Source organism: Peristeroidobacter agariperforans (assembly GCF_004138335.1).
GTDB lineage: Bacteria > Pseudomonadota > Gammaproteobacteria > Steroidobacterales > Steroidobacteraceae > Steroidobacter > Steroidobacter agariperforans.
This window is the reverse complement of the sequence record NZ_RYFW01000002.1, coordinates 1,682,151-1,703,030: the sequence shown is the minus strand read 5'-3', so window position 1 is coordinate 1,703,030 and position 20,880 is coordinate 1,682,151. Positions and strand designations below refer to the sequence as shown.

Sequence of the window (20,880 nt, the reverse complement as noted above, 5' to 3'; positions counted from 1 at the left end):
AACTCAGAAGTCGAACTTGGCGCGCACACCATACTGTCTCGGCGCTCCATAGATCATACCGCCCCGCGCGCTGCTCGCATCCTGCAGTTGTGCCGAGATGTACTCCTTGTCGAACAAGTTCGTGGCAAACGCCTCGAGACGCAGGTTTTCCATGGGCACGAGCGTCACGCGCAGATCCGTGATGGTACGCGACGGCACCGTCGTCGCCTCATAGCGGAACGGCGTCGCGAGCTGCTCATCGATGTAGGACACCTGCACGCGCGGCGTCAGCGTCATGTTCCCGATCAGGAACTCGTACTGGAGGCCGGCGTTCGCCGTCACCTCGGGCGCGAACGGCACGATCGAGCCTTCGGGCACCAGGCGATTGGCGCTGGTCTGCGAGTCGGTGAGCATCGCATCCTCGGTGAACTCGCTCTGCAAGGCGCTCAAGCCCACGTTGAACCCCAGGCCGCCGAACTGCCCGGTGAGCTCGAGCTCGGCGCCGTAGATTTCAGCCGGCGCCGCATTCAACGTGTTCGGGATGAACGTCGTGCCCAGCGGCACCAGTGCCGACAGCTGAATGCCGTCGTACTTCGAGTAGAACACCGCGCCGTTGATGCGCAGGCGCCCGTCAGCGACCGTCGATTTCACGCCCAGCTCGGCCACTTCGTTGGTTTCGGGATCGTAGTTCGGCAAGCGCGGGTCGAGGTTGATGCCGCCGGCTTTGTAACCGCGGGAGACCGTGCCGTACATCATCACGTCGTCGTTGGCGAAGTACTTCAAGCCGACGCGGCCCGTGGTCTCATCGGACTCCACGTCCGTGGTGCACGGGAAGCAGCCCGGAGGCGGCGGTCCCGGGATCACGAAGCGCGTGTATTCCTGCTTGTCCTTGGACTGACGCAGACCCACGTCGACCGCCCAGTGGTCGTTGAAGCGATAGTCGACCTGGCCGAAGGCCGAAATCGATTCGTTGGTGAGCTCGGTATCGATCGTCGAGTTCGACTGCGTATAGGTGACGGTGCTGCGATTGTCGCGATACACCTGCACGGGGCTGGTTTCATCCATGTAGAAGCCGCCGACCACCCACTGCAACGCACCCTCTCCCCGCGACAGGAAGTTCACTTCGGTCACGAATGTTTCCAATTCCTGGTGCGTGAAGCCGATGCGGCCCGGATAGATCGCCGTATTCGCGCCGCTGGTCGGCAAGTTCGCCGGAACCGCGGGCGCGGTGGCCGTGCGATCGCCGTCGGCCTGATCGGTCGTCTCCGCATCGAAGTACGAGGTGAGCACACGCAGCTGCGTGTCGGCAGGCAGATCGAAGCGGCCTTCCAGCGAGGCGCGATAGCCATCCTGATCCAGGAACGACAGTGCATCCTCTTCGATGGTGAACGGATCGCGCGTCACCAGGTCGCCACGATTCTTGACTGCGTTGTTGTCAGTCTCGCGCTTGAAATATTCATAGCGCAGATCGAACGTCGCGCCCTCCACCGGCTGATAACGCACGGCTGCACGCACCGCCTGGTCGGTCCCACTGCCTGGCTCGGCGGAGCTCGGGCCGATGTTGTCGGTGAAGCCGCCGCGATCGTCGTAGACACCCGAGATGCGGACGGCCAGCGTGTCCGTGATGGGCGCATTCAACGCTGCGACTGTGCGATACCAGTCATAGTCACCGATGGTTTGATCGATGTAACCGGAGAACTCATCGAAATCCGGCGTCGGCGTGCGCACGTAGATCGCACCACCGGTGGAGTTCTGGCCGGTCAACGTTCCCTGCGGACCACGCAGCACCTCGATCGACTCGAAGTCGAAGAACGATTGCGCGATGAACTGCTCGTGCGGAATGAATACGCCGTCGATGTAATACGCCACGCCCGGATTGGACGTCGGCGCAGACTGGCTGATACCCACGCCGCGAATGTTGATGAACGTCGAGCGATTGTAGGTGTTGATTGCGACGCTCGGCGCCACCTGCTGAATCTCGGAGACGTTGTCGATGCCCTGAGCGGCGAGCGCATCGGCAGTCAGCACGGTTGCCGACGCGGGCGTGTCCTGCAAGCTGACTTCGCGACGCTCGGCGGTGACCAGCACTTCTTCGAGCACCGATGTGCTGGGCGGTGCCTGTTGTGCCTGTGCTGCGTTGCTCAGGACCGCGGCCACGACGAATGTCAGCGTTGTTGAACGACGGAGCATCGCGTGCGCCGTCTTGCTTCTGCCTACCATAATTCCCCCCGGGGTGTGATCCGATCGGCCGCCCCATACCGAAACGGGCGCGCGCCCGCAGAGCGATTCTAAAAAGGCGTGTCCCCGCAGGAGTAACACCGAATTTGACTGATGGCATAAGCCACGCCGATGTCTCGGCGCTGGCTAATGTGCAGTGGGCTGTTCAATTCTGTGAGACTCGTCCATGCGCACGTCGGCCGCAATCTCCCGCAGCACGTCATAAACGAACTGCGCAGGTCGCGACAATGCCGGGGTGCGTCGATGCGCCAGAAACATCGGACGCATCGGCGAGACATTGCCGAGCGGCCTGCATTTCACCGTGCCGGCGTCCAGATCGGCTTTCACTGCGTCGGACACCATCGCCGCGACACCCAGCCCACGGCGCACCGTCTCGATCACGTTCTGCAGCGAATCGAGCTCGACCACGACATAGGGCGACAGACTGGCCGCCGCGAACACGCCATCCACGACGGCGCGAATGGAATGCGGACGTCGCGGCACGATCCAGGGCAGCGCGGCCAGGTCTTCCAGCGGCGCATCGTTGGCGATGCTCCAGCTCGCCGGATACATCAACATCAGCGGATCGCTCAGCAATTCTTCGCCGACGATCACATCGTTGTCCGGGCGCGTCGGCGAGATGGACAACTCGATGCGGCCATTGATCAGCAGCTCATTCAACACCGCGCTGCCTTCTTCACGGATCTGCAGGTGCATCTCGGGATGCTGGCTGCACACCTTTTCGATCAGCGGCAAGGCAAAACGCGTCACCATGGTCGGCGACATGCCGAGATTCACCGCGCCGGAGAGCGGCTGCATTTCGCGATGAACGGCCTGCCGCATGTCCTCGACCTGGCGAAGAATGGTCTGCGCGTGCGCATACAGGATCTTGCCGGCCGGCGTCGGCGTGACGCCGGACACCGAGCGGTCGAGCAACTTCACTTTGAGCTCGTTCTCGAGCACCGCGAGTTGCTGGCTCAACGCCGGCTGCGCAATGCCGGTGACGGCGGCCGCGCGAGTGATGCTGCCGCTATCGACGATCTGCACGAAATACTTCAGGCGTCGGCTATCCACTGATCGCCCTCCTCTCACTGAATCGCAACGACGCGAGCAGCAGCGTGCCCACGCCCATGACGGCGGCGACAAACCAAATCGGCGCCGAGAACGAGCCGCTTTGCTGGAGAATGATTCCGATCACGTACGGCCCGGCGAGACTGCCGATATTGCCGACGAGATTGATGAGCGTGATGCCCGCGGCAGCGGCCGATCGATGCAAGAAGGCCGTAGGAATGGACCAGAACACGCCTTGAGCGCCGCCCAGTCCCACGCCGCCGATGAACAGCAGCAACAATGACCATGGACTCGGCGGCAGTGCAGACGCGATCAACAGCGCGATCATGCCCATCGCCAACGCAATCCCAAGGTGACGATATCGCTCCTGCGTCTTATCCGAGTGCCACGAGTTGAGCACCATGCCGAGTGCAACGCCCACCCAAGGCAACGCAGCCAGCGCGCCAACGGCCAGCGGACTCAGCGACGACATCGCTTTGATCACCTGGGGTAACCAGAACATCATGCCGTTCGCGCCGATCAGCGTCGTGCACCACACGCCTGCTGCCAACCACGCTCGCGGATCGATAAGCGCCGTCTTGATGGAAGATTGAACCGGCGCCTTCGCCTCGTTCTGTTCTTCGGCAAGTGCGTTCGCGATCCAATCTTTCTCCGCATCGCGCAACCAGCGCGCATCGCTCGGCTTGTCGACGAACACGAAGTACGCGACCAACGCCATCGCGACGGTCACGAGTCCCTCGATCAGCAGCATCCAACGCCAGCCGGTCATGTCGAGCGGATTGCTCACGCCCATCAACCAGCCACACAGCGGTCCGCCGATGATCACGGATGCAGGAATGGCGAGCATGGTCACGGCGATGGAGTTGGCGCGATACCGCTTCGGCATCCAGCCGCTGCAGTAGTAAACGATGCCGGGCGCGAAGCCGGCTTCGGCACAGCCCAACAGGAATCGCAGCACGAACAGCTCTTCGACGTTGCGAACGAAGGCCATCACGGCGGCCACCGTGCCCCAGATGCCGACACAACCCGCGATCCAGCGCCGTGCGCCCACTCGTGTGAGCACCCAGGTGCTCGGAAACTGAAACAGCAGATAGCCTACGAAGAACATGCCGACCGCGAGCCCGTACGCGTGCGGATCGATGCCCAGATCCGCGTTCATCTGCAGGGCCGCGAAACTGATGTTCACGCGGTCCAGCGAGCTCAAGACGATCAGCAATACGATGGGCCCGAGCACACGCCACTGAAACTTACTGCGCGCCGACTGCTCGGCCGCGCGACTCACCCCCAGACCTCACGCGCTGTCTCGACGATCAATCGCAGCTTGGCGATCTGATCGTCGATGGTCAGCTCGTTTCCCTCCTCCGTTGACGAGAATCCGCACTGTGGGCTCAGACACAGCTGTTCCAAGGGAATGAAGCGTGCGGCCTGTTCGATCCTGCGCTTCAAGTCATCTTTGTGTTCAAGCTCGGGGCGCTTGGTGGTCACGAGCCCGAGCACCACGAACTTGCCCTTGGGCACGAAACGCAGCGGCTCGAAGCCCCCGGAGCGCTCATCGTCGTACTCCAGGAAGAAGCCATCGACGTTCAACTCATTGAACAACGCATCGGCGACGTGATCGTAGCCGCCCGACGCTGCCCAGCCCGAACGGAAGTTACCGCGACACAGATGCGTGCACACGCGCATGGCGCTCGGCTTCTTGGACAAGGCTCGATTGATATTCTTGATGTAAACGCGGTGCTGAGCGTCCGGATCGCCGCCGATGCTCTTCACGTAGTCTCGCTGCGTCGGATCATTCAGATAGGCGAGGCTGGTATCGTCGAGCTGCAGGTACGTGCAGCCTCGTTTGCCCAACTCGGCGAGCTCATCTGCATACGCGGCGCCGAGGTCGGTCCAGAACGCTTCCATGTCCGGATATGCCTTGGTATCGACGGCGGCGCGCCCGCCGCGATAGTGAATCATGCTCGGCGACGGAATCGTCAGCTTCGGTGTGCCGCGCGTGACACTGCGCAGATATTCGAAGTGATCGCCAAAGATGCACTTGTCCAACCGAATCCTGTCGACCACGCGCAAGCCCGACGGCGTGAAGTCGACGTCGCCCTTGTCGGAATGGAAATGGACGGTGATGTTGCTGTCGACCTTCTGCACACCGCCCAGCTGGTACAGGAAATCCATGTGCCAGGAAGAGCGACGAAACTCGCCGTCAGTGATGCCCTGCAGACCAATGTCCTCCTGCATCTTCGCCACGGTCTTGATCGCGGCATCTTCGACACGCTTCAACGCTGCGGCATCGATCTCGCCGCGCTTGAACTGCAGCCGAGCTTCACGCAGCTCTTTGGGACGCAGCAGGCTGCCGACATGGTCAGCCCGAAATGGTGGTTGAGTGTTCATCGATCCCCCTCGCTCTTCGATCTCATCATTCGATCCGCACTATCTGCGGCGGTGGCTCGGCTGCATACAACGCATCGACGCACGACGCGCGATGCTTCAGCACGGCGCGCTGATTGATAGATCCCTTATCCGTGATTTCTCCCTTGTCGAGCGACGGCGGCGTCGGCAGCACGAGAGCTCGACACACGCAGCGGGTGCTGGCCCGATTCTGCCTGGCGTGCGCGCTCAGCCGCTGCTCAATCGCCGCCAACAGCTCTCGATTCGCAACGACCGCGTCATAGGCAGGCGTCTCGTTCGAGGCTAACACCTGCCCACAGCCGCGCAGGTCTGGAACGATCAAGATCGCGAGATACTCGGCATTCAGGCCCGCGATCACCACGTCTTGCGCAATTGGCGACAGCGCCGCGATCAACTCCGCACGCAACGGACCGACACTGACCCAGGTGCCGTTGGACAGCTTGAAGTCTTCGCCGATGCGACCGTCGAACGCCAAACCCCGCGTGGGATCGTTATCGTCGAGCAACCGAACCGCGTCGCCGAGACGATAGAACTTCTCTTCATCAAAGGCCGCGGCGGTCAGTTCGGGCTGGCGCCAATACCCCGGCGTGACATTCGGGCCCCGCACGCGCAACTCGAGCTTCTCGGCCACCGGTGCGAGCTTTACGACATTGCCTTTGGCAGGCAGACCGATGAGCCCGGCCCGTCCGGCGGCTGGAGTGGTGAACGTAACGGAGGGACCGGTCTCGGTTGCACCCAATCCCGCGAGCATCGGAATGCGCACGCCAACTTCCTTCAATGCCGCCTCGTCGAGCGCATCCCAAGTGTGCTGAGCCAAGGCCGCGCCGCCAAAGAAGTAGGCGCGCAGCCGGCTGTAGAAGTTGCGGCGAAGCTGCGCATCCGCGTTCAAGTGATGCGCCAGCATTTCAAAGCCCTTCGGCACGTTGAAATACACGGTCGGAGCGATCTCGCGCAGATTGCGCAATGTTTCCTGGATGCCCGACGGCGTCGGCTTGCCATCGTCGATGTACAGCGAACCGCCGTTGCTGAGCACCAACCCGACGTTGTGACTGCCGCCGAACGTGTGATTCCAGGGCAGCCAGTCGACCAGCACCGGCGGCTCGTCGACCAGGAACGGCATCGGCTGCCGCAGCATGTGCGCGTTACTGCACAGCATGCGATTGGTGGTGATCACCGCTTTGGGCTGTCCGGTCGAGCCCGAGGTCAAAAGGAACTTCGCAATGGTGTCTGCGTGCGTGCGTACGTGCGCAGCCTCGACTGCGGCGGTCGACTCGGCTTCCAAGGCATCGAGCGATATTACTTTGCGACCGTCGACCTCGGCATCACCCACGACTTCGAGGGAACTCGGTACGAGCTGCAGCGCCCGAGCAAAGGCAGGCGTGTCGAACGCTGCGAGGAGACCCGGCGTGAGCAGGTCCAGCACATAACGCAGCTTCTGCAGATCCGTGGAGACTTGCGAATACGATGGCGACACCGGGCAATAGGGAATCCCCGCCCACATCGCCGCGAACGCCAGGGTTAGATGCTCGACGCTGTTACCGGACAGGATCGCAATGGGACGCTCGGCGGAAAGCTCCCGCGTCAGCAAGCCGGCGGCGATCCGTCGCACGCGAGTGAGCATTTGCTGATATGTGACGGTTCTCCACTCACCGCCCGCCACTCTGCGAGCAACGAGCACGCGCTGTGGCGCCACCGTCGCCCAGTGCTCGAGCGAATCCATCAGCCTTTCGGGAAATGCCGACAGCGCCTCGGTCGGCCGTAGATACAACGTGCCATCGGCACGACGCTCCACTTCCGTGTGGAACGGATCCGCGGTCCACGACAGTTGCCTCGGCAAGGGTTCGGCTTGCATGGCCACTTGCGACAGTCCCGCTACGCCAGCTTCAGAGCGCGGATGGCGTTCTGCTTCAGGATCAGATCGTGCACCTCGGGCTTGAAGCCCGCTTCCTTGAAGTCCTTGATCCAGCGGTCCGGGCTGATCAACGGATAGTCCGAGCCGAACAGCATCTTGGTCTTCAGCTGCGAGTTCGCGTACTGGATCAGCTGCGGCGGGAAATATTTCGGCGACCAGCCCGACAAATCGATATAGACATTGGGTTTGTGCAGGCACACCGAAAGCGCCTCGTCCTGCCACGGCCAGGACGGATGCGCGATGATGACGGTCATGTCCGGAAAGTCCGCCGCCACATCGTCGAGGTGGATGGGATTGGAATATTTCAGCCGCAGCCCGCCGCCGCCCGGCATACCGGTGCCCATGCCCGAGTGACCGCTATGGAAGATCGCCGGTAGCTTGTACTCGGCGATCACCTCGTACAGCTGATACGCCAGCCGATCGTTCGGGAAGAAACCCTGCAGCGTCGGATGGAACTTGAAGCCCTTGATGACGCCGTCTTTGATCAGCGCGCGCGCTTCGCGCACGCCCATCTTGCCCTTGTGCGGATCGATGCTGGCGAATGCCATCATGATGTCGCTGTTCTCACGCGCCGCATCCGCCACTTCCTCGTTGGGGATGCGCTTGGCGCCGATCTGGAACTCCGAATCGACGGTGAACATCACCAGGCCGATCTTGCGCTCGCGGTAGTAGGCGATGGTCTCGTGGATGTTGGGTCGCTTGCCGGCCTTGAAGTACTTGGCCGATGCTTCTTCGAACGGCTTCCAGGCTTCGTCCGGCTCCTGCCGGCACGAGACTTCGGCGTGCGTGTGCACGTCGATGGCAATCAGGTCGTTGATATTCATCGCGCGGCCCCTCGCTGCTGAGCTTCCCACTGGGCGATGGTAAGCCCTCGCTCCACCAATTCCACCAGCAACGGCGCCGGCTGCCAGTGCATGGGACCGAAAATGTCCTGATACTTGCGCATGCCCGCGAGCAGCACGTTGAGGCCGATGGTCTCGGCGTAGAACATCGGGCCGCCACGATAGCGCGGGAAGCCATAGCCCGCCGCCCAAACCACATCGATATCCGATGCGCGCAACGCCACGCCTTCACCCAGAATGCGCAGCCCCTCGTTCAGCAGCGGATACAGGCAACGCTCGACGATTTCCTGCTTCGTGTGCTGCCGCTGCGGCACCTTCAGCTGCTGGGCGCGCTCGGCGATGATTTTGATCGCTTCCGGATCGTCGAAACGCGAACGATTGCCCGGCTCGTACCGGTAATAGCCTTTACCGTTCTTCTGTCCCAGACGACCGGCGTCGTGCAAGGCGAAGTCGGCTTGGTAATACGCCGGATCGGGCGGGAACTGCGAGGCGTTCGCCTTGTGCACGTTCACGCCGACATCGATGCCCGCCATGTCGAACACGGCGAGGATGCCCATCGCCATGCCCCACTCTTCCAGCGCCGCATCGACCTGTCGCGGCGTCGCGCCTTCGAGCACCATGCGCTCGGCCTCGCGAGCGTAGCCTTCCATCATGCGATTGCCGATGAAGCCGTAGCAGACCTTCGCCAGCACCGGCGTCTTACGCAACGGCTTCGCGAGGTCCATCACGGTGCGAATCGTCTCGTCCGATGTCTTGGTCGTGCGCACGACTTCGAGCAGCGGCATGACGTTCGCCGGCGAGAAGAAGTGCATGCCAATGACATCCTGCGGACGCTTCGTGACGGCAGCAATCTGCTCGATATCCAAGGTCGAGGTGTTGGTCGCGAGCACTGCGCCGGGCTTGGCCACGCGATCCAGCTCGGTAAAGATCCTGCGCTTCAGATCCATGCTCTCGAACACGGCTTCGATGATCACATCCGCATTCTTGAGCGCGTCGTAGGACAGCGAGGTGCCAATCAGCGCCGTGCGCTTGGCTTTGTCCTCGGCGCTCAAGCGACCGCGATCCACCATGGATTGATAGGTTTTGTCGACGTTGGCCAGACCTTTGGTCAGGCCCTGTTCGTTCGCATCGAGCAGGATGACCGGAATGCCCGCGTTGGCGAAGCAGATCGCGATGCCGCCGCCCATCGTCCCCGCGCCGATGACACCGGCGCTCTTGATCGGACGCGCCTTGAGGCTGTCGGGCAAACCGGGGATGCGACGCGTCTCGCGCTCGGCAAAGAACACGTGCACCGCGCCTTTCGACTCGACGCTGTCCTTGCACTCGTTGACGCGCTTGGTTTCGTACTCCAACCCTTGCTGGAATGGCATCTGCGTCGCGGCCTGCACGACGTCGACCGCCACCTGAGCAGCATTGCGATTTGGATAAAGTTTGCGCGCCTGCTGACGCTGACGCTCGAACACCTCGGCCGTCGCGCTCGTCGCCGGGATGGTCATCTCACCCGTGCGGCGTGGACCTTTGCCGGCTGCAATCAACGAGCGCAGATAAGCGATCGCACCGGCGCGCAGGTCCCCGTCGACGATCTGGTCGATAAAGCCCAGCTCGAGCCCTTTACCGGCATCCACCGGGCGCGCGGTCACGATCATTTCGAGTGCCTGGTCGGCGCCAATCAGTCGAGGCATGCGCTGCGTGCCGCCTGCGCCGGGGATGATGCCCAATGTCACTTCAGGCATGCCAAAACGTGTGCCGACGGCAGCGACTCGGTAATGACACGCGAGCGCGATCTCCAATCCCCCGCCCATCACGGTGCCGTGCATGGCCGCGACCACCGGGACGCTCAGCGCCTCGTAGTCGTTGAACAGGCGGCGGTACTCCTCTTCCTTCGGCGGACCGCTGAACTCGCCAATGTCGGCGCCAGAGAAGAACGTGCTGCCCTCACACAGCAACAAGACGCCGCGCACGTCCTTGCTAGTCTGGAGCTGCTCGAGGGCCTGTCGCAGGCCGCTGCGGACGTCTGCGGTGATGGTGTTGACGGGCGGGTTGTGGACGATGACTGACGCAAGCTCGCCGTCGCGCTCGACGCGCACGACGCTGGACGATGACACGATGGAACCCCCTGGATTCGGTCGCAAATGGCAGTTGTGACAGGGATTTCGCCTGCACCGCGGTCATTTGGAAAGACCGGTAACAGGTATATAAGATATAAGCACCATGGATATCGCCGATGCCGACCTGAACCTGCTCGTGGTGTTCGACGCCCTGCTCCGCAACCGCAGCGTGAGCGGCGCCGCCCGCGCCCTGAAAATGAGCCAGCCGGCCACCAGCTTCGCGTTGAATCGGCTCAGAAAAATGTTCGGCGAGCCGCTGTTCGTGCGCACCTCGCGCGGCATCCACCCCACGCCCTATGCCGAGAGCCTGACAGCGCCGCTGGAAGCGATCCTGGACCGGATCCGCTCCGACCTGCTGCAACAGCCGACTTTCGATCCCGCAACCGAGCGCCGCTCGGTCACTTTCAACATGCAGGACATCGGTGAGCTGGTGTTCCTGCCGCGCATCCTCGGCCGCTTGAACAAGATCGCGCCGGGGCTGCAGTTGCGCACGGTCAACCTGCCGGCGCCGCTGCTGGAGCCGGCGTTGCGCTCGGGGGAAGTGGATATCGCGCTTGGACATTTCCCAGACCTGGCCGGCGCGGCGCTGTTCCAGCAGCGGCTGTTCTCGCATTCGTTCGTCTGCATCGTGCGAGCCGATCATCCGACCATCAAGGACGAGATGACGCGTCGTCAGTTCCTCGACGGACTGCACGCGGTCGTGCACCCGGCCGGTCATATGAACGATTCGCTGGAAGCGGAATTACAGGCGCAAGGGCTGACCCGGAAGGTGTCGGTGCGCATCGAGCACTTCCTTGCCGTGCCGACCATCCTCAGCCAATCCAATCTGATTTTTACGGTGCCCTACGCGATCGGCGAGGGGCTGGCGAAGCTCGCGGACATCAAGCTGGTCAAGCCGCCGTTCAAGGCCAAGCCGCGCATCATCAGGCAGCACTGGCACTCTCGCTTCCAGCACGATGGCGCGAATCGATGGCTCCGCTCGGTGGTGGCGGAGCTGTTCATGGACAAGACTACAGCGGCAGGCCGACGTAGTTCTCGGCCAGCGTCCGCTGCGCGGCGTCCGAGTTGAACAAATACTCCAGCTCGCTGCCCCGAATGCGCCCGAAGAACGGATCTTCATTGGGGAATCGATGCAGCAGCGACGTCATCCACCAGGAGAAGCGCACGGCTTGCCATACCCGGCGCAGCGCACGTCCCGAGTACTGATCCAGCGCCGCGCGTGACTCGTTCTTGTAGTAGCCGGTCAGCGCCTCGTATAGATAAAACACGTCGCTGGCGGCGAGGTTTAGCCCCTTCGCACCGGTCGGCGGCACGATGTGAGCGGCATCGCCGGCCAGGAACAATTGGCCGTATCGCATGGGCTCCGCGACGAAGCTGCGCAGCGGCGCAATGCTTTTTTCGATGGATGGCCCGGTGGTCATGCGCGCGGCGACATCGTCGCCCACCCGCCGCTTGAACTCGGCCCAGAATTGCTCGTCGCTCCAGTTCTCGACTTTGTCATCGAGCGAACACTGCACGTAGCAACGCACCCGCGTCTGCGAACGCATGCTCGCCAGCGCGAAGCCGCGCTCGGAATCGGCATAGATCAGCTCGTCCCACGCAGGTGGAACATCGGCCAGGACGCCGAGCCAACCGAAGGGATAGGTGCGCTCGAAAACTGACAGCGCCTCGCCCGGAATGGAGCGTCGGCTGACGCCGTGATAACCGTCGCAGCCGGCGATGAAATCGCAATCCAGCCGTTGCTTCACGCCCTGGTGCACGAACGTCACCCAGGGTCGTGCGGCCGTGATGTCGTGGAGCTCGACCGATTCGGCTTCGTAGATGGATGGCGCGCCACAGGCGGCGCGCGCATCCATCAGATCACGCGTAACTTCGGTTTGGCCGTAAACCGTAACAACTTTACCGACGAGCTCCTTGAAGGGAATGCGCCGTCGCTGACCGCTCGCGCCGATCTCGACGCCGTCGTGGGTCATGGCCTGCGCATGCAACCGCTCGCCGACGCCCGCCAGATCGAGAATATCGACCGTGCCCTGCTCGAGCACGCCGGCCCGGATGCGGCCCAATACATATTCCGGCGTGCGCTGTTCGAGAATGACGGCGTCGATACCCGCCTTGTACAACAGCTGACCTAGCAACAAGCCCGCCGGTCCCGCACCAATGATCGCAACTTGTGCCCGCAACGTCCGTCCCCCTCAACACACGGACAAGATGCCGCGCCGGGCGGTCGCGTGACGATGGAGAAAAAACACAACTTCTTGGACTTTTCCCAACCCGCCGACCGCGCCTCGCGGTAGGATGATCGCAGGCACGGTTTCGGAGCGCAGTGTGGCGCGGCGTGGAATTCCCCAATATTTCCTGTACGGCGAGGCGACTCACGACGTCGACGAGCGTTTTCTGCACGTCGAATCCATCGCCGAGCGCAGCCGCCTGCACGATTGGAAAATTCGTCCGCACGCTCATCAGGATCTGCACCACTTCCTGCTCGTCACGCGCGGCGGCGGCGTTTTTTATGCCGAGGGCGAGCTGAATCCGTTCAATCACAACGCTCTGATCTCGGTGCCGCTGGCGTGCGTGCACGGCTTCGATTTCAAGCCCGGCACGGACGGCTGGATCCTCACCGCCTCGGGCGCGCTGATGGAGCGCATCGCTCACGAGAATGCCGAACTTCGTCCCGTGCTGACAGATGCGAATGCGATGCCGCTGCCGGCGGATGTCACCGCGGCCATGGTGACGAAGTTCGAATCGCTGATGCTGGAGTTTCGCAGCAACTTGCCCGGTCGCCGGACTGCGGCGGAAGCTTTGCTGATCGGAATTCTGGTGACGGCTCTGCGGCGCAAGCTGCAGCTGCTGCCGAACCGGCAGGGCAAGACAGGGGCGGACTCCGTGCTTGCTTCGAAGTATCGCGGACTGATCGAAGAAAACTTCCGTACGACGTTGAAGGTTGCCGACTATGCCAAGCGCCTGTGCGTCAGCTCGGAACGGCTGCGGCAAGCGTGCGTGCGAAGTACCGCGAGCTCGCCGCTCGCCTTGCTCAATGCACGTCGGTTGTTGGAGGCCAAGCGATCGCTGCTCTATACGGGCATGAGCGTTGGATTGATCGCTGAGGCGTGCGGCTTTCCCGATCCGGCGTACTTCTCCCGCTTCTTCACGCAGCGAACCGGCGTGTCGCCGATGGCCTATCGGATGAAGCAGCAGCGGGCGTACGCGCGGGATAATTAGCTTCGTTAGCCCGTGTTCGGTGCCTCTTCCGTATCGATCTCCGCCAGTGTTTCGGGCGGATAACGCGCCCCGCTCACCGTGTCCGCATTGATCAGCTTTTCCAGCGTCGCCAGCGTGTCTGCGGATACGCGCACATTCGATGCGGCGACGTCCTCTTCCAGGTGCGCAATCGACGTCGTACCGACGATCGGCAACACAAACGGGGCCTTCTGTAACAACCATGCCAACGCCAGCTGCGCCGTCGTGCAGCCTGCTTCCCATGCAACGCGATTGAACTGATCGAGAAGCTTGCGATTGCGCCCGAAGTGCGGCGGATTGAAGCGCGGCATCCCCCGACGAATGTCCTTTTCAACGAAGTCGCGAGGATCGGGAACGCCGTTCGCGAGGAACCCTCGCGCCAGCGGCGAGAACGCAACGAGCGCAATGCCCAGCTCGCGGCAGACTGTGAGCAGCCCCAGCTCGGGGTTTCGGGTCCACAGCGAATATTCACTCTGCACGGCTGCGATCGGGTGCACGGCGTGAGCTTTGCGAAGTGTCTGGGCCGAGACTTCGGATAGCCCGACGGCGCGAATGTGACCATCGCGCACCAGATCAGCAAGCGCCCCGACGCTGTCTTCCACCGGCACCTTCTTGTCCCAGCGATGCAGGTAGTACAAATCGATGACGTCCGTACGCAGGCGACGCAAGGCTTCCTTACAGGTCTGCTTCAACGTTTCAGGCCGACCGTCAATGACACGCTTTGCGTTGACGCCGGTCATCCCGCATTTGCTGGCCAGGAAGAAGCGCTGACGAAACGGCTGCAGGGTTTCGCCAACCAACTCTTCGTTGCGCCCGAAGCCGTACAACGCGGCCGTATCGATGTGATCGATGCCGAGATCGAGTGCAGCGTGAAGCAACGCCTTGGCCGCGGCCGCATCGGGCGGAGTGCCGTAAGCGTGGCTGAGATTCATGGCGCCAAGACCAATCTCGCCGACGGATTGGTTGGCGAGTTTGCGCTGCTTCACAGCCTACCCTTGCGCCTTCAACTGCTGCTCCAGCTCGTGCAACGTCCGATAACACGGCAGCACCTGGTGCACGCTCGAATTCGGCTCGCGCTTCTCGCGGATGGCCGCGAAGAACTCCCGATCCTGCAGCTCGATGCCGTTCATCGACACGTCCACCTTGGACACATCGATCTTCTCTTCCTTGCCGTTGACCAGGTCATCGTACCGCGCAATATAAGTTCCGTTGTCGCAGATGTACCGGAAGAACGTCCCCAGCGGACCATCGTTGTTGAACGACAGCGACAGCGTACAAATCGCCCCGCCCTTCGTCTTCAACTGGATCGACATATCCATCGCGATGCCCAGCTGCGGATGCTTCGGGCCTTGGATGGCGTGCGCAATGACGACCTCTTCTCCCGTCTGATAGCGGAACAGATCCACCGTATGCGCCGCGTGGTGCCACAGCAGGTGATCCGTCCACGACCTCGGCTGACCCAACGCGTTCGTGTTGGTACGACGGAAGAAATACGTCTGCACATCCATCTGCTGAATCTTCACCTCGCCGGCTCGCAGTCGCTTGTTCAACCACTGGTGCGAGGGGTTGAACCGCCTCGTGTGACCCACCATGCACACCACGCCCGTCTGCTTCTGCAGGTTGGCCACCGCCTGCGCATCTTCCCAGCTATCCGCCAGCGGAATCTCAACCTGCACATGCTTGCCTGCTTTCATACAGGCGAGCGCCTGCGACGCATGCATCTGCGTCGGCGTGCAAAGAATCACGGCATCGACGTCCGGCCTCGCCAGGCTCTCCGACAACTCCGTCGTGACGTGGCTAATCGAAAACTTCTTCGCAACCTCTTGCGTCTTGTCCAGCTCGCGTCCGACCAGCGAGGTGACCTGCACGCCCTGAATCTTCTGGATGCCCTCGAGGTGTTTGACGCCGAACGCGCCGGCGCCGGCGAGCGCGACTTTGATGGTGCTCATTGCGAATTCTCCAGAATCAGATGACCAACGGCCGTGTTGCTGGCCGGCACGTGGTAGAAGCGCCGTGCCACTCGCGGCGGCTGGTCGCTCATCGCGCCTCGCGCGATCAGCCACATCACCAGCTCGATGCCTTCGGAGCCCGCCTCCTGAACGTACTCGAGATGCGGCACATCGGCGAGCTTGTCCGGCTCCGCGATCAGACGATCGAGGAACCGCTTGTCCCACTCGCGATTGATCAACCCGGCTCGCGGCCCTTGCAGCTGGTGACTCATGCCGCCCGTGCCCCAGATCTGCACTTTCAACGGCTCGTCATAAAGCGATACGGCCTTACGTATCGCACGGCCGAGATTGAAGCAACGGCGCCCCGACGGCACCGGGTACTGCACGACATTCACCGCGAACGGAATGACCGGACAGGGCCACTGCGCGACCTGACCGCAGATCAGAGACAGCGGCACCGTGAGGCCATGATCCACATCCATGCGATTGACGATGGTGAGATCGAAATCGTCCTGAATCACCGACTGCGCGATATGCGACGCCAGCTCCGAATGGCCTTTGACCACCGGCACCGGCCGCGGCCCCCACCCTTCATCCGCCGGCTTGTATTCGGCGGCACAGCCGATCGCGAACGTCGGAATCATGTCCAGGCTGAAGGCCGTCGCATGATCGTTGTAAACCAGGAAAATCACATCCGGCGTGTTGTCCTTGAACCAGGCTTTGGACGGCTCATAGCCCGCGAACAAAGGCTTCCAGTAATCCTCGCCGCTCTTGCCGAGGTCCAGCGCCGCGCCGATCGCCGGGACATGGGAGGTGTAAACACTGGCAGTGATCCTGGCCATTATTGCTTCTCCCGGGGATCGCGCACGGGACTACCGGGCGCGCGGCCACCTTGCAACATCATCTTCGCGTATTCCTCCTGTGTCATGCCGGTCATGCTGGCCGCCATGAACTGGAAACTCCTGCCGTCGGTGGCGCCGATCTTGGCGAGGAAATAAATATTGCCGCCGAGCTCGATGCAGCGATTGAGGTCGCGGGCCAGCACCGCCTGCTTCTGCTCCTCACTCATCGGCCACTCGTCCAGATACGCGCGCTCGTTCGCTTTGAAGCGCTCGCGGTTCTCCGCCTTCATCAGCGACATGCAGAACTGATTGAGGTGATAGCCCTTGCGAGCTTGCTCGGCGTCGAAGATGGTCGTGCCGGGCACGCCTTTGTACGGTTTATCCAGAGCCATATCAGCGACTCCAGTACAGGGCCAATGGGTTGTCGACCAGCAGCTTACGCTGCAATTCGGCGGTCGGCGCGATGCGTGGAATGAAATCTACCAGCTTGCCGTCGTCGGGCATGTGCGATTTCATGTTCGGATGCGGCCAATCGGTGCCCCACAACACTCGATCCGGAAAGGTCTCGACGATTCGCCGGGCGAACGGAACAACGTCGTCATAGGCATCCGGCCCGGTCTTCGACAGCCGCTCCGGACAGCTCACCTTGGACCAGAAATTGGTGTTCTCGCGCAGCAACCGGACGAACAGCTCGAACTCCGGACCGTCGACGGGCTTGGTCACATCGGGCCGCCCCATGTGATCGACCACCACGGTGGTCGGCAATGACGTGAAGAAGTCGTAGAGCTCGTGCAGCTCCTGCGCCTCAAAGTAAATGACGATATGCCAGCCGAGCGGCTTGATGCGCTCGGCGATCGAATGCAACACCTCGCGCGGCGTCGTATCGACCAGCCGCTTGACGAAGTTGAAGCGTACGCCACGCACGCCGGCCGCATCGAGTGCTCGTAGTTCGGCGTCAGTTACGTCTTGCTTCACGGTGGCAACGCCCCGCGCTCGGCCGTTGGATGCCTTTAGCGCATCAACGAGCGCCCGATTGTCCGCGCCGTGACAGGTCGCCTGCACGATGACGTTGCGGTCGAAGCCGAGGTAATCCCGCAGCTCCCACAACTTTTCCTTCGGCGCGTCGCACGGTGTGTACTTGCGCTCGGGGGCATACGGAAACACATCGCCCGGCCCGAACACATGGCAATGCGCATCCACTGCCCCCGCCGGCGGCCGGAAGCTCGGCTTGCTCGGCGACGGGTGAAACACCAGCCAATCGCGGTCCATCTGAAACGCTGCCATGGTTGTCTCTTACAGTCCGCGTGACTTCAAAATCGCGTTCAGGCGCGGGAACACCCGACGGGCATTGCCTTCGAAGATGCGGCGCTTGTCCGCCTCCGAAATGCTCAGTGCGTCGATGTAACGCTTGGTGTCGTCATAGTAGTTGCCCGTCTCCGGATCGATACCGCGCACCGCGCCCACCATTTCGGAGCCGAACAGAATATTGTCGAGGTCGATCACCTTGACCAGCAGGTCGATGCCGGGCTGGTGGTACACGCAGGTATCGAAGAACACGTTCTTCATCACGTGCTGAGCCAGCGGCGGACGTTTCAGCATGTCCGCGAGGCCGCGATAGCGGCCCCAGTGATACGGCACAGCTCCGCCGCCATGAGGAATGATGAAGCGCAGCGTCGGGAAATCCTTGAACAGGTTGCCTTCGATGAACTGCATGAACGCCGTCGTGTCGGCATTGATGTAATGCGCGCCGGTAGCGTGGAAGTTCGGGTTGCACGAAGCCGAGACGTGAATCATCGCCGGAACGTCGAGCTCGACCATCTTCTCGTAGAACGGATACCAGTGCTTGTCGGTCAGCGGCGGTGCGGTCCAGTGGCCGCCCGACGGATCGGGATTCAAGTTGCAGCCGATGAAACCCAGCTCCTTCACGCATCGCTCGAGCTCTGTCGCCGAATGCGAGATCGGCACGCCAGGCGACTGCGGCAGCTGACACACACCGACGAAATTCTCCGGATACAAATCGACCACCCGCTTGATCAGATCGTTGCAGGCGCGCGTCCACTGCTTCGACACCGCCTCATCGCCGACGTGATGCGCCATCGCCGAAGCCCGCGGCGAGAAAATGGTGATGTCCGCGCCCCGCTCTTTCTGCAGCTTCAGCTGATTCTTTTCGATGGTCTCGCGAATCTCGTCGTCGCTGATATTGGCCGGCGTCGGCGTGGGCGCGAGCGGATCCTTCAACTTCACGAGTTGCTGATCGCGAAACTTCTGATGGGCATCCGGCGCGGTCGTGTAGTGACCGTGGCAATCGATAATCAGCATGAGGGTTTCTCCGCCTGGGCGCGGCTCAGCACCGCGTCGAGCATCGCTTCCAACTCTTCGATCGAGGCAGCTTCACGGAACCTGGCGGCCCAGTCCTGACGCTGCGCGCAGGCCGCGCTCATGTGAGGCTGCAGCCCTGCTTCACTCACCGTCTGCGCGACTTCGCGCATTTCCTCGGCACGACGCCGCCCATGAATGAGCGAGCGCGAGATCATGTAGCGCGCCAGCATCGACCAGTCCGCTGCTGGAAATAAATTGCGCAGCGAATCGATCACGGTCGACTCGACACCGTAGTGACGCGCCGACAGCAACGATTCCGTCAGCAACGCTTCCATACCCTTGATCATGACGCTGCGACACATCTTGGCGGCAGACGCCCGACCGATCTGGTCCGAGAACACTTCGGCCCCGCTGAATCCCAACCGTTGCGCCAACGGCAGAAATGCGGCCGCATGCTTGCCGCCGAACAGCATGGGCGAGCCGACACGCTTCGGGTTGATTGGCGACATGATGGCAGCCTCGACATAGCGGGCGCCGCTGGCGTCGAGCAACGCGGCCGACTGCGCCTTCACGCCCGGGGACACCGAGTTCACATCGAGGAAATAGGCGCCGGGCTTCAACGCCCCAACGACAGAACGCGCGGCGGCCACGTCTTGCGCGGCCGTCACCGCGCTCACGACCAGATCTGCCCCTGCCACCGCGTCAGCGGCGCTACTCGTGACCCGTACATTCGCCCCAACGGCTGCACGCGTGCAGGCGCTCTCGGGATCCGTGAACAGCAGGTCAAAAGCCGCGAGCTGCGTGACACCGGCCGCGTGAAAATCGGCCGCCAGTGTCTGCCCTACTTCGCCGAAGCCGAGCAAACAAATATGCTCGATCGCGCTCACGACCCGCTCCACACGCGACCAGGCACGAACACTTCGCCGCGCATGAGCTTGCGGGCCGTTCGCAGCAACGCGGAGCGACGCACATCGACTTTGCCGTCCGTCACCGCCACTTCGATGTCGACCGTAAAAAATCCCGTCGGATGCTCGACTTCGAGCCGCTGCGCCGAACCCTTGCCGGAAAGCTTCGCTACCTGCGCGGCGACGGAACCGGGGGTCACGCAAGCCGTGGCCACGCTCACCGCCCCGAGCACGCCGATGGACTCGTGCACACGGTGCGGAATGAATGTGCGAGTGGAAATCGCACCGCCTTGCTTTGGCGGCGACACCAGGCACATTTTTGGCACGGTCTTTTTCGTCACGTCGCCGAGATTCATGCGCGGACCGACCGCGAGCCGGATGGCCTCGACCCGCTGCTTCAATGTCTGATTGCTCTCGAGCTGTTCGGGTGTTTCATCGCCCGAAATGCCGAAGTCCTCGGCACGCAAGATTACAACGGGCATGCCGTTATCGATGCAGGTGACGGCAACGCCGTCGATCTCGTCGACCGCCGAACCCGTCGGTAGCAACGAACCGCAACTCGACCCCGCAACATCGAGGAACTCGAGCGGAATCGCAGCGGCAGTTCCTGGAACGCCGTCGATGCGCGCCTCGCCTTCGTATTCCACTGCGCCATTCGGTGTCGGCACGTAAGCGACCGCGATGCTCGCGGTGTTCAGCATATGAATGCGAACGGGCGTGACCTCACCCGCAATCGGCACCAATCCATTCTCGATGGCCCAGGGACCGACACCCGCGAGAATGTTGCCGCAGTTCTGGCTATCGCTGACCTCGGCCTTGTCGACGACGACTTGCAGAAACAAATAATCGACATCGGCGTGCGAAGCGCTGGAGCGACGGATCACAGCCACCTTGCTGGTGAGCGGATGCGCGCCGCCGACGCCATCGATCTGTCGCACATCGGGCGAACCCATGGCCGCCAGTAGCACCCGATCGCGCAGCTCGCGCTCGGCGGGAAGATCCGACTCGTGGAAGTACAGACCCTTCGAGGTGCCACCGCGCATCAAGGTACAAGGAATGGACTTAAGCATGGCGCAAGACTCCGCGGCCGCGG

At 62.3% G+C, this 20,880-nt stretch carries 18 protein-coding genes; 2 read left to right on the top strand and 16 right to left on the bottom strand.

Going from position 1 to position 20,880, the window contains the following annotated elements; genetic code table 11:
- Positions 1–3: 3 nt before the first annotated feature.
- The 7 genes from EK373_RS21120 to EK373_RS21090 form a co-directional block, all read right to left on the bottom strand.
- Positions 4–2,169, bottom strand: coding sequence for a TonB-dependent receptor (locus tag EK373_RS21120; protein WP_129645663.1), 2,166 nt, complete (start codon positions 2,167–2,169; stop codon positions 4–6).
- Between the two features lie 174 nt (positions 2,170–2,343).
- Positions 2,344–3,270 (bottom strand): LysR substrate-binding domain-containing protein, encoded by a 927-nt coding sequence (locus EK373_RS21115; RefSeq protein WP_198683487.1) that lies wholly within the window; start codon positions 3,268–3,270, stop codon positions 2,344–2,346.
- A complete protein-coding gene (locus EK373_RS21110; RefSeq protein WP_157994468.1) occupies positions 3,263–4,549 on the bottom strand; it encodes an MFS transporter in 1,287 nt (428 codons plus the stop codon). The genes EK373_RS21115 and EK373_RS21110 overlap by 8 nt, the downstream gene beginning before the upstream one ends.
- A complete protein-coding gene (locus tag EK373_RS21105) occupies positions 4,546–5,655 on the bottom strand; it encodes a 5-methyltetrahydropteroyltriglutamate--homocysteine S-methyltransferase (RefSeq protein WP_129645660.1) in 1,110 nt (369 codons plus the stop codon). The genes EK373_RS21110 and EK373_RS21105 overlap by 4 nt, the downstream gene beginning before the upstream one ends.
- 25 nt (positions 5,656–5,680) lie before the next feature.
- Positions 5,681–7,525, bottom strand: coding sequence for a feruloyl-CoA synthase (locus EK373_RS21100; RefSeq protein WP_129645659.1), 1,845 nt, complete (start codon positions 7,523–7,525; stop codon positions 5,681–5,683).
- A gap of 20 nt (positions 7,526–7,545) precedes the next feature.
- Entirely contained in the window at positions 7,546–8,409 is an 864-nt protein-coding gene (locus EK373_RS21095) for an amidohydrolase family protein (protein ID WP_129645658.1), read from the bottom strand.
- Complete coding sequence (locus EK373_RS21090) at positions 8,406–10,532, bottom strand: 3-hydroxyacyl-CoA dehydrogenase NAD-binding domain-containing protein (RefSeq protein WP_198683486.1); 2,127 nt, start codon at positions 10,530–10,532, stop codon at positions 8,406–8,408. The genes EK373_RS21095 and EK373_RS21090 overlap by 4 nt, the downstream gene beginning before the upstream one ends.
- Positions 10,533–10,638: 106 nt before the next feature.
- Between EK373_RS21090 and EK373_RS21085 the strand changes: the two genes are divergently transcribed.
- Complete coding sequence (locus EK373_RS21085) at positions 10,639–11,604, top strand: LysR family transcriptional regulator (RefSeq protein WP_129645657.1); 966 nt, start codon at positions 10,639–10,641, stop codon at positions 11,602–11,604.
- On the opposite strand, the gene pobA is transcribed toward EK373_RS21085, so the two are convergent.
- The gene (pobA, locus tag EK373_RS21080; RefSeq protein ID WP_129645656.1) at positions 11,546–12,715 is read right to left on the bottom strand and encodes a 4-hydroxybenzoate 3-monooxygenase; all 1,170 of its coding nucleotides are present in this window, start codon (positions 12,713–12,715) and stop codon (positions 11,546–11,548) included. The two genes, EK373_RS21085 and pobA, sit on opposite strands and share 59 nt — an antisense overlap.
- 145 nt (positions 12,716–12,860) lie before the next feature.
- Between pobA and EK373_RS21075 the strand changes: the two genes are divergently transcribed.
- Complete coding sequence (locus tag EK373_RS21075) at positions 12,861–13,754, top strand: helix-turn-helix domain-containing protein (protein ID WP_157994467.1); 894 nt, start codon at positions 12,861–12,863, stop codon at positions 13,752–13,754.
- 5 nt (positions 13,755–13,759) lie between these two features.
- Here EK373_RS21075 and EK373_RS21070 read toward each other — a convergent pair whose 3' ends face one another.
- From EK373_RS21070 to EK373_RS21035, 8 genes are read right to left on the bottom strand one after another with little or no spacing between them, the layout of a single operon-like run.
- Positions 13,760–14,758, bottom strand: coding sequence for an aldo/keto reductase (locus EK373_RS21070; protein WP_129645654.1), 999 nt, complete (start codon positions 14,756–14,758; stop codon positions 13,760–13,762).
- A 3-nt stretch (positions 14,759–14,761) separates the two neighbouring features.
- Positions 14,762–15,721: a Gfo/Idh/MocA family oxidoreductase gene (locus EK373_RS21065; protein WP_129645653.1), complete on the bottom strand. Its 960-nt coding sequence runs from the start codon at positions 15,719–15,721 to the stop codon at positions 14,762–14,764.
- A complete protein-coding gene (locus EK373_RS21060) occupies positions 15,718–16,563 on the bottom strand; it encodes a class III extradiol dioxygenase subunit beta (RefSeq protein WP_129645652.1) in 846 nt (281 codons plus the stop codon). Before EK373_RS21060 ends, EK373_RS21065 begins: the two co-directional genes overlap by 4 nt.
- Positions 16,563–16,955, bottom strand: a complete 393-nt coding sequence (gene ligA / locus EK373_RS21055) for a protocatechuate 4,5-dioxygenase subunit alpha (protein ID WP_129645651.1) — start codon at positions 16,953–16,955, stop codon at positions 16,563–16,565. The genes EK373_RS21060 and ligA overlap by 1 nt, the downstream gene beginning before the upstream one ends.
- A 1-nt stretch (position 16,956) precedes the next feature.
- On the bottom strand, positions 16,957–17,847 hold the full coding sequence (locus EK373_RS21050; protein WP_129645650.1) for an amidohydrolase family protein: 891 nt from the start codon (positions 17,845–17,847) through the stop codon (positions 16,957–16,959).
- A gap of 9 nt (positions 17,848–17,856) precedes the next feature.
- On the bottom strand, positions 17,857–18,879 hold the full coding sequence (locus EK373_RS21045; RefSeq protein ID WP_129646010.1) for an amidohydrolase family protein: 1,023 nt from the start codon (positions 18,877–18,879) through the stop codon (positions 17,857–17,859).
- On the bottom strand, positions 18,876–19,769 hold the full coding sequence (locus tag EK373_RS21040) for an NAD(P)-dependent oxidoreductase (RefSeq protein ID WP_129645649.1): 894 nt from the start codon (positions 19,767–19,769) through the stop codon (positions 18,876–18,878). Before EK373_RS21040 ends, EK373_RS21045 begins: the two co-directional genes overlap by 4 nt.
- Positions 19,766–20,857, bottom strand: a complete 1,092-nt coding sequence (locus EK373_RS21035; protein WP_129645648.1) for a 4-oxalomesaconate tautomerase — start codon at positions 20,855–20,857, stop codon at positions 19,766–19,768. Before EK373_RS21035 ends, EK373_RS21040 begins: the two co-directional genes overlap by 4 nt.
- Positions 20,858–20,880: the final 23 nt, after the last annotated feature.

What these genes read in the sequence shown, in the direction of transcription:
- EK373_RS21060 (WP_129645652.1), bottom strand. Translation starts at nt 16,563, where the DNA reads ATGGCCAGGATCACTGCCAGTGTTTACACCTCCCATGTCCCGGCGATC.
- EK373_RS21035 (WP_129645648.1), bottom strand. Translation starts at nt 20,857, where the DNA reads ATGCTTAAGTCCATTCCTTGTACCTTGATGCGCGGTGGCACCTCGAAG.
- EK373_RS21095 (WP_129645658.1), bottom strand. Translation starts at nt 8,409, where the DNA reads ATGAATATCAACGACCTGATTGCCATCGACGTGCACACGCACGCCGAA.
- EK373_RS21105 (WP_129645660.1), bottom strand. Translation starts at nt 5,655, where the DNA reads ATGAACACTCAACCACCATTTCGGGCTGACCATGTCGGCAGCCTGCTG.
- EK373_RS21120 (WP_129645663.1), bottom strand. Translation starts at nt 2,169, where the DNA reads ATGCTCCGTCGTTCAACAACGCTGACATTCGTCGTGGCCGCGGTCCTG.
- EK373_RS21100 (WP_129645659.1), bottom strand. Translation starts at nt 7,525, where the DNA reads ATGCAAGCCGAACCCTTGCCGAGGCAACTGTCGTGGACCGCGGATCCG.
- EK373_RS21085 (WP_129645657.1), top strand. Translation starts at nt 10,639, where the DNA reads ATGGATATCGCCGATGCCGACCTGAACCTGCTCGTGGTGTTCGACGCC.
- EK373_RS21065 (WP_129645653.1), bottom strand. Translation starts at nt 15,721, where the DNA reads ATGAGCACCATCAAAGTCGCGCTCGCCGGCGCCGGCGCGTTCGGCGTC.
- EK373_RS21050 (WP_129645650.1), bottom strand. Translation starts at nt 17,847, where the DNA reads ATGGCAGCGTTTCAGATGGACCGCGATTGGCTGGTGTTTCACCCGTCG.
- ligA (WP_129645651.1), bottom strand. Translation starts at nt 16,955, where the DNA reads ATGGCTCTGGATAAACCGTACAAAGGCGTGCCCGGCACGACCATCTTC.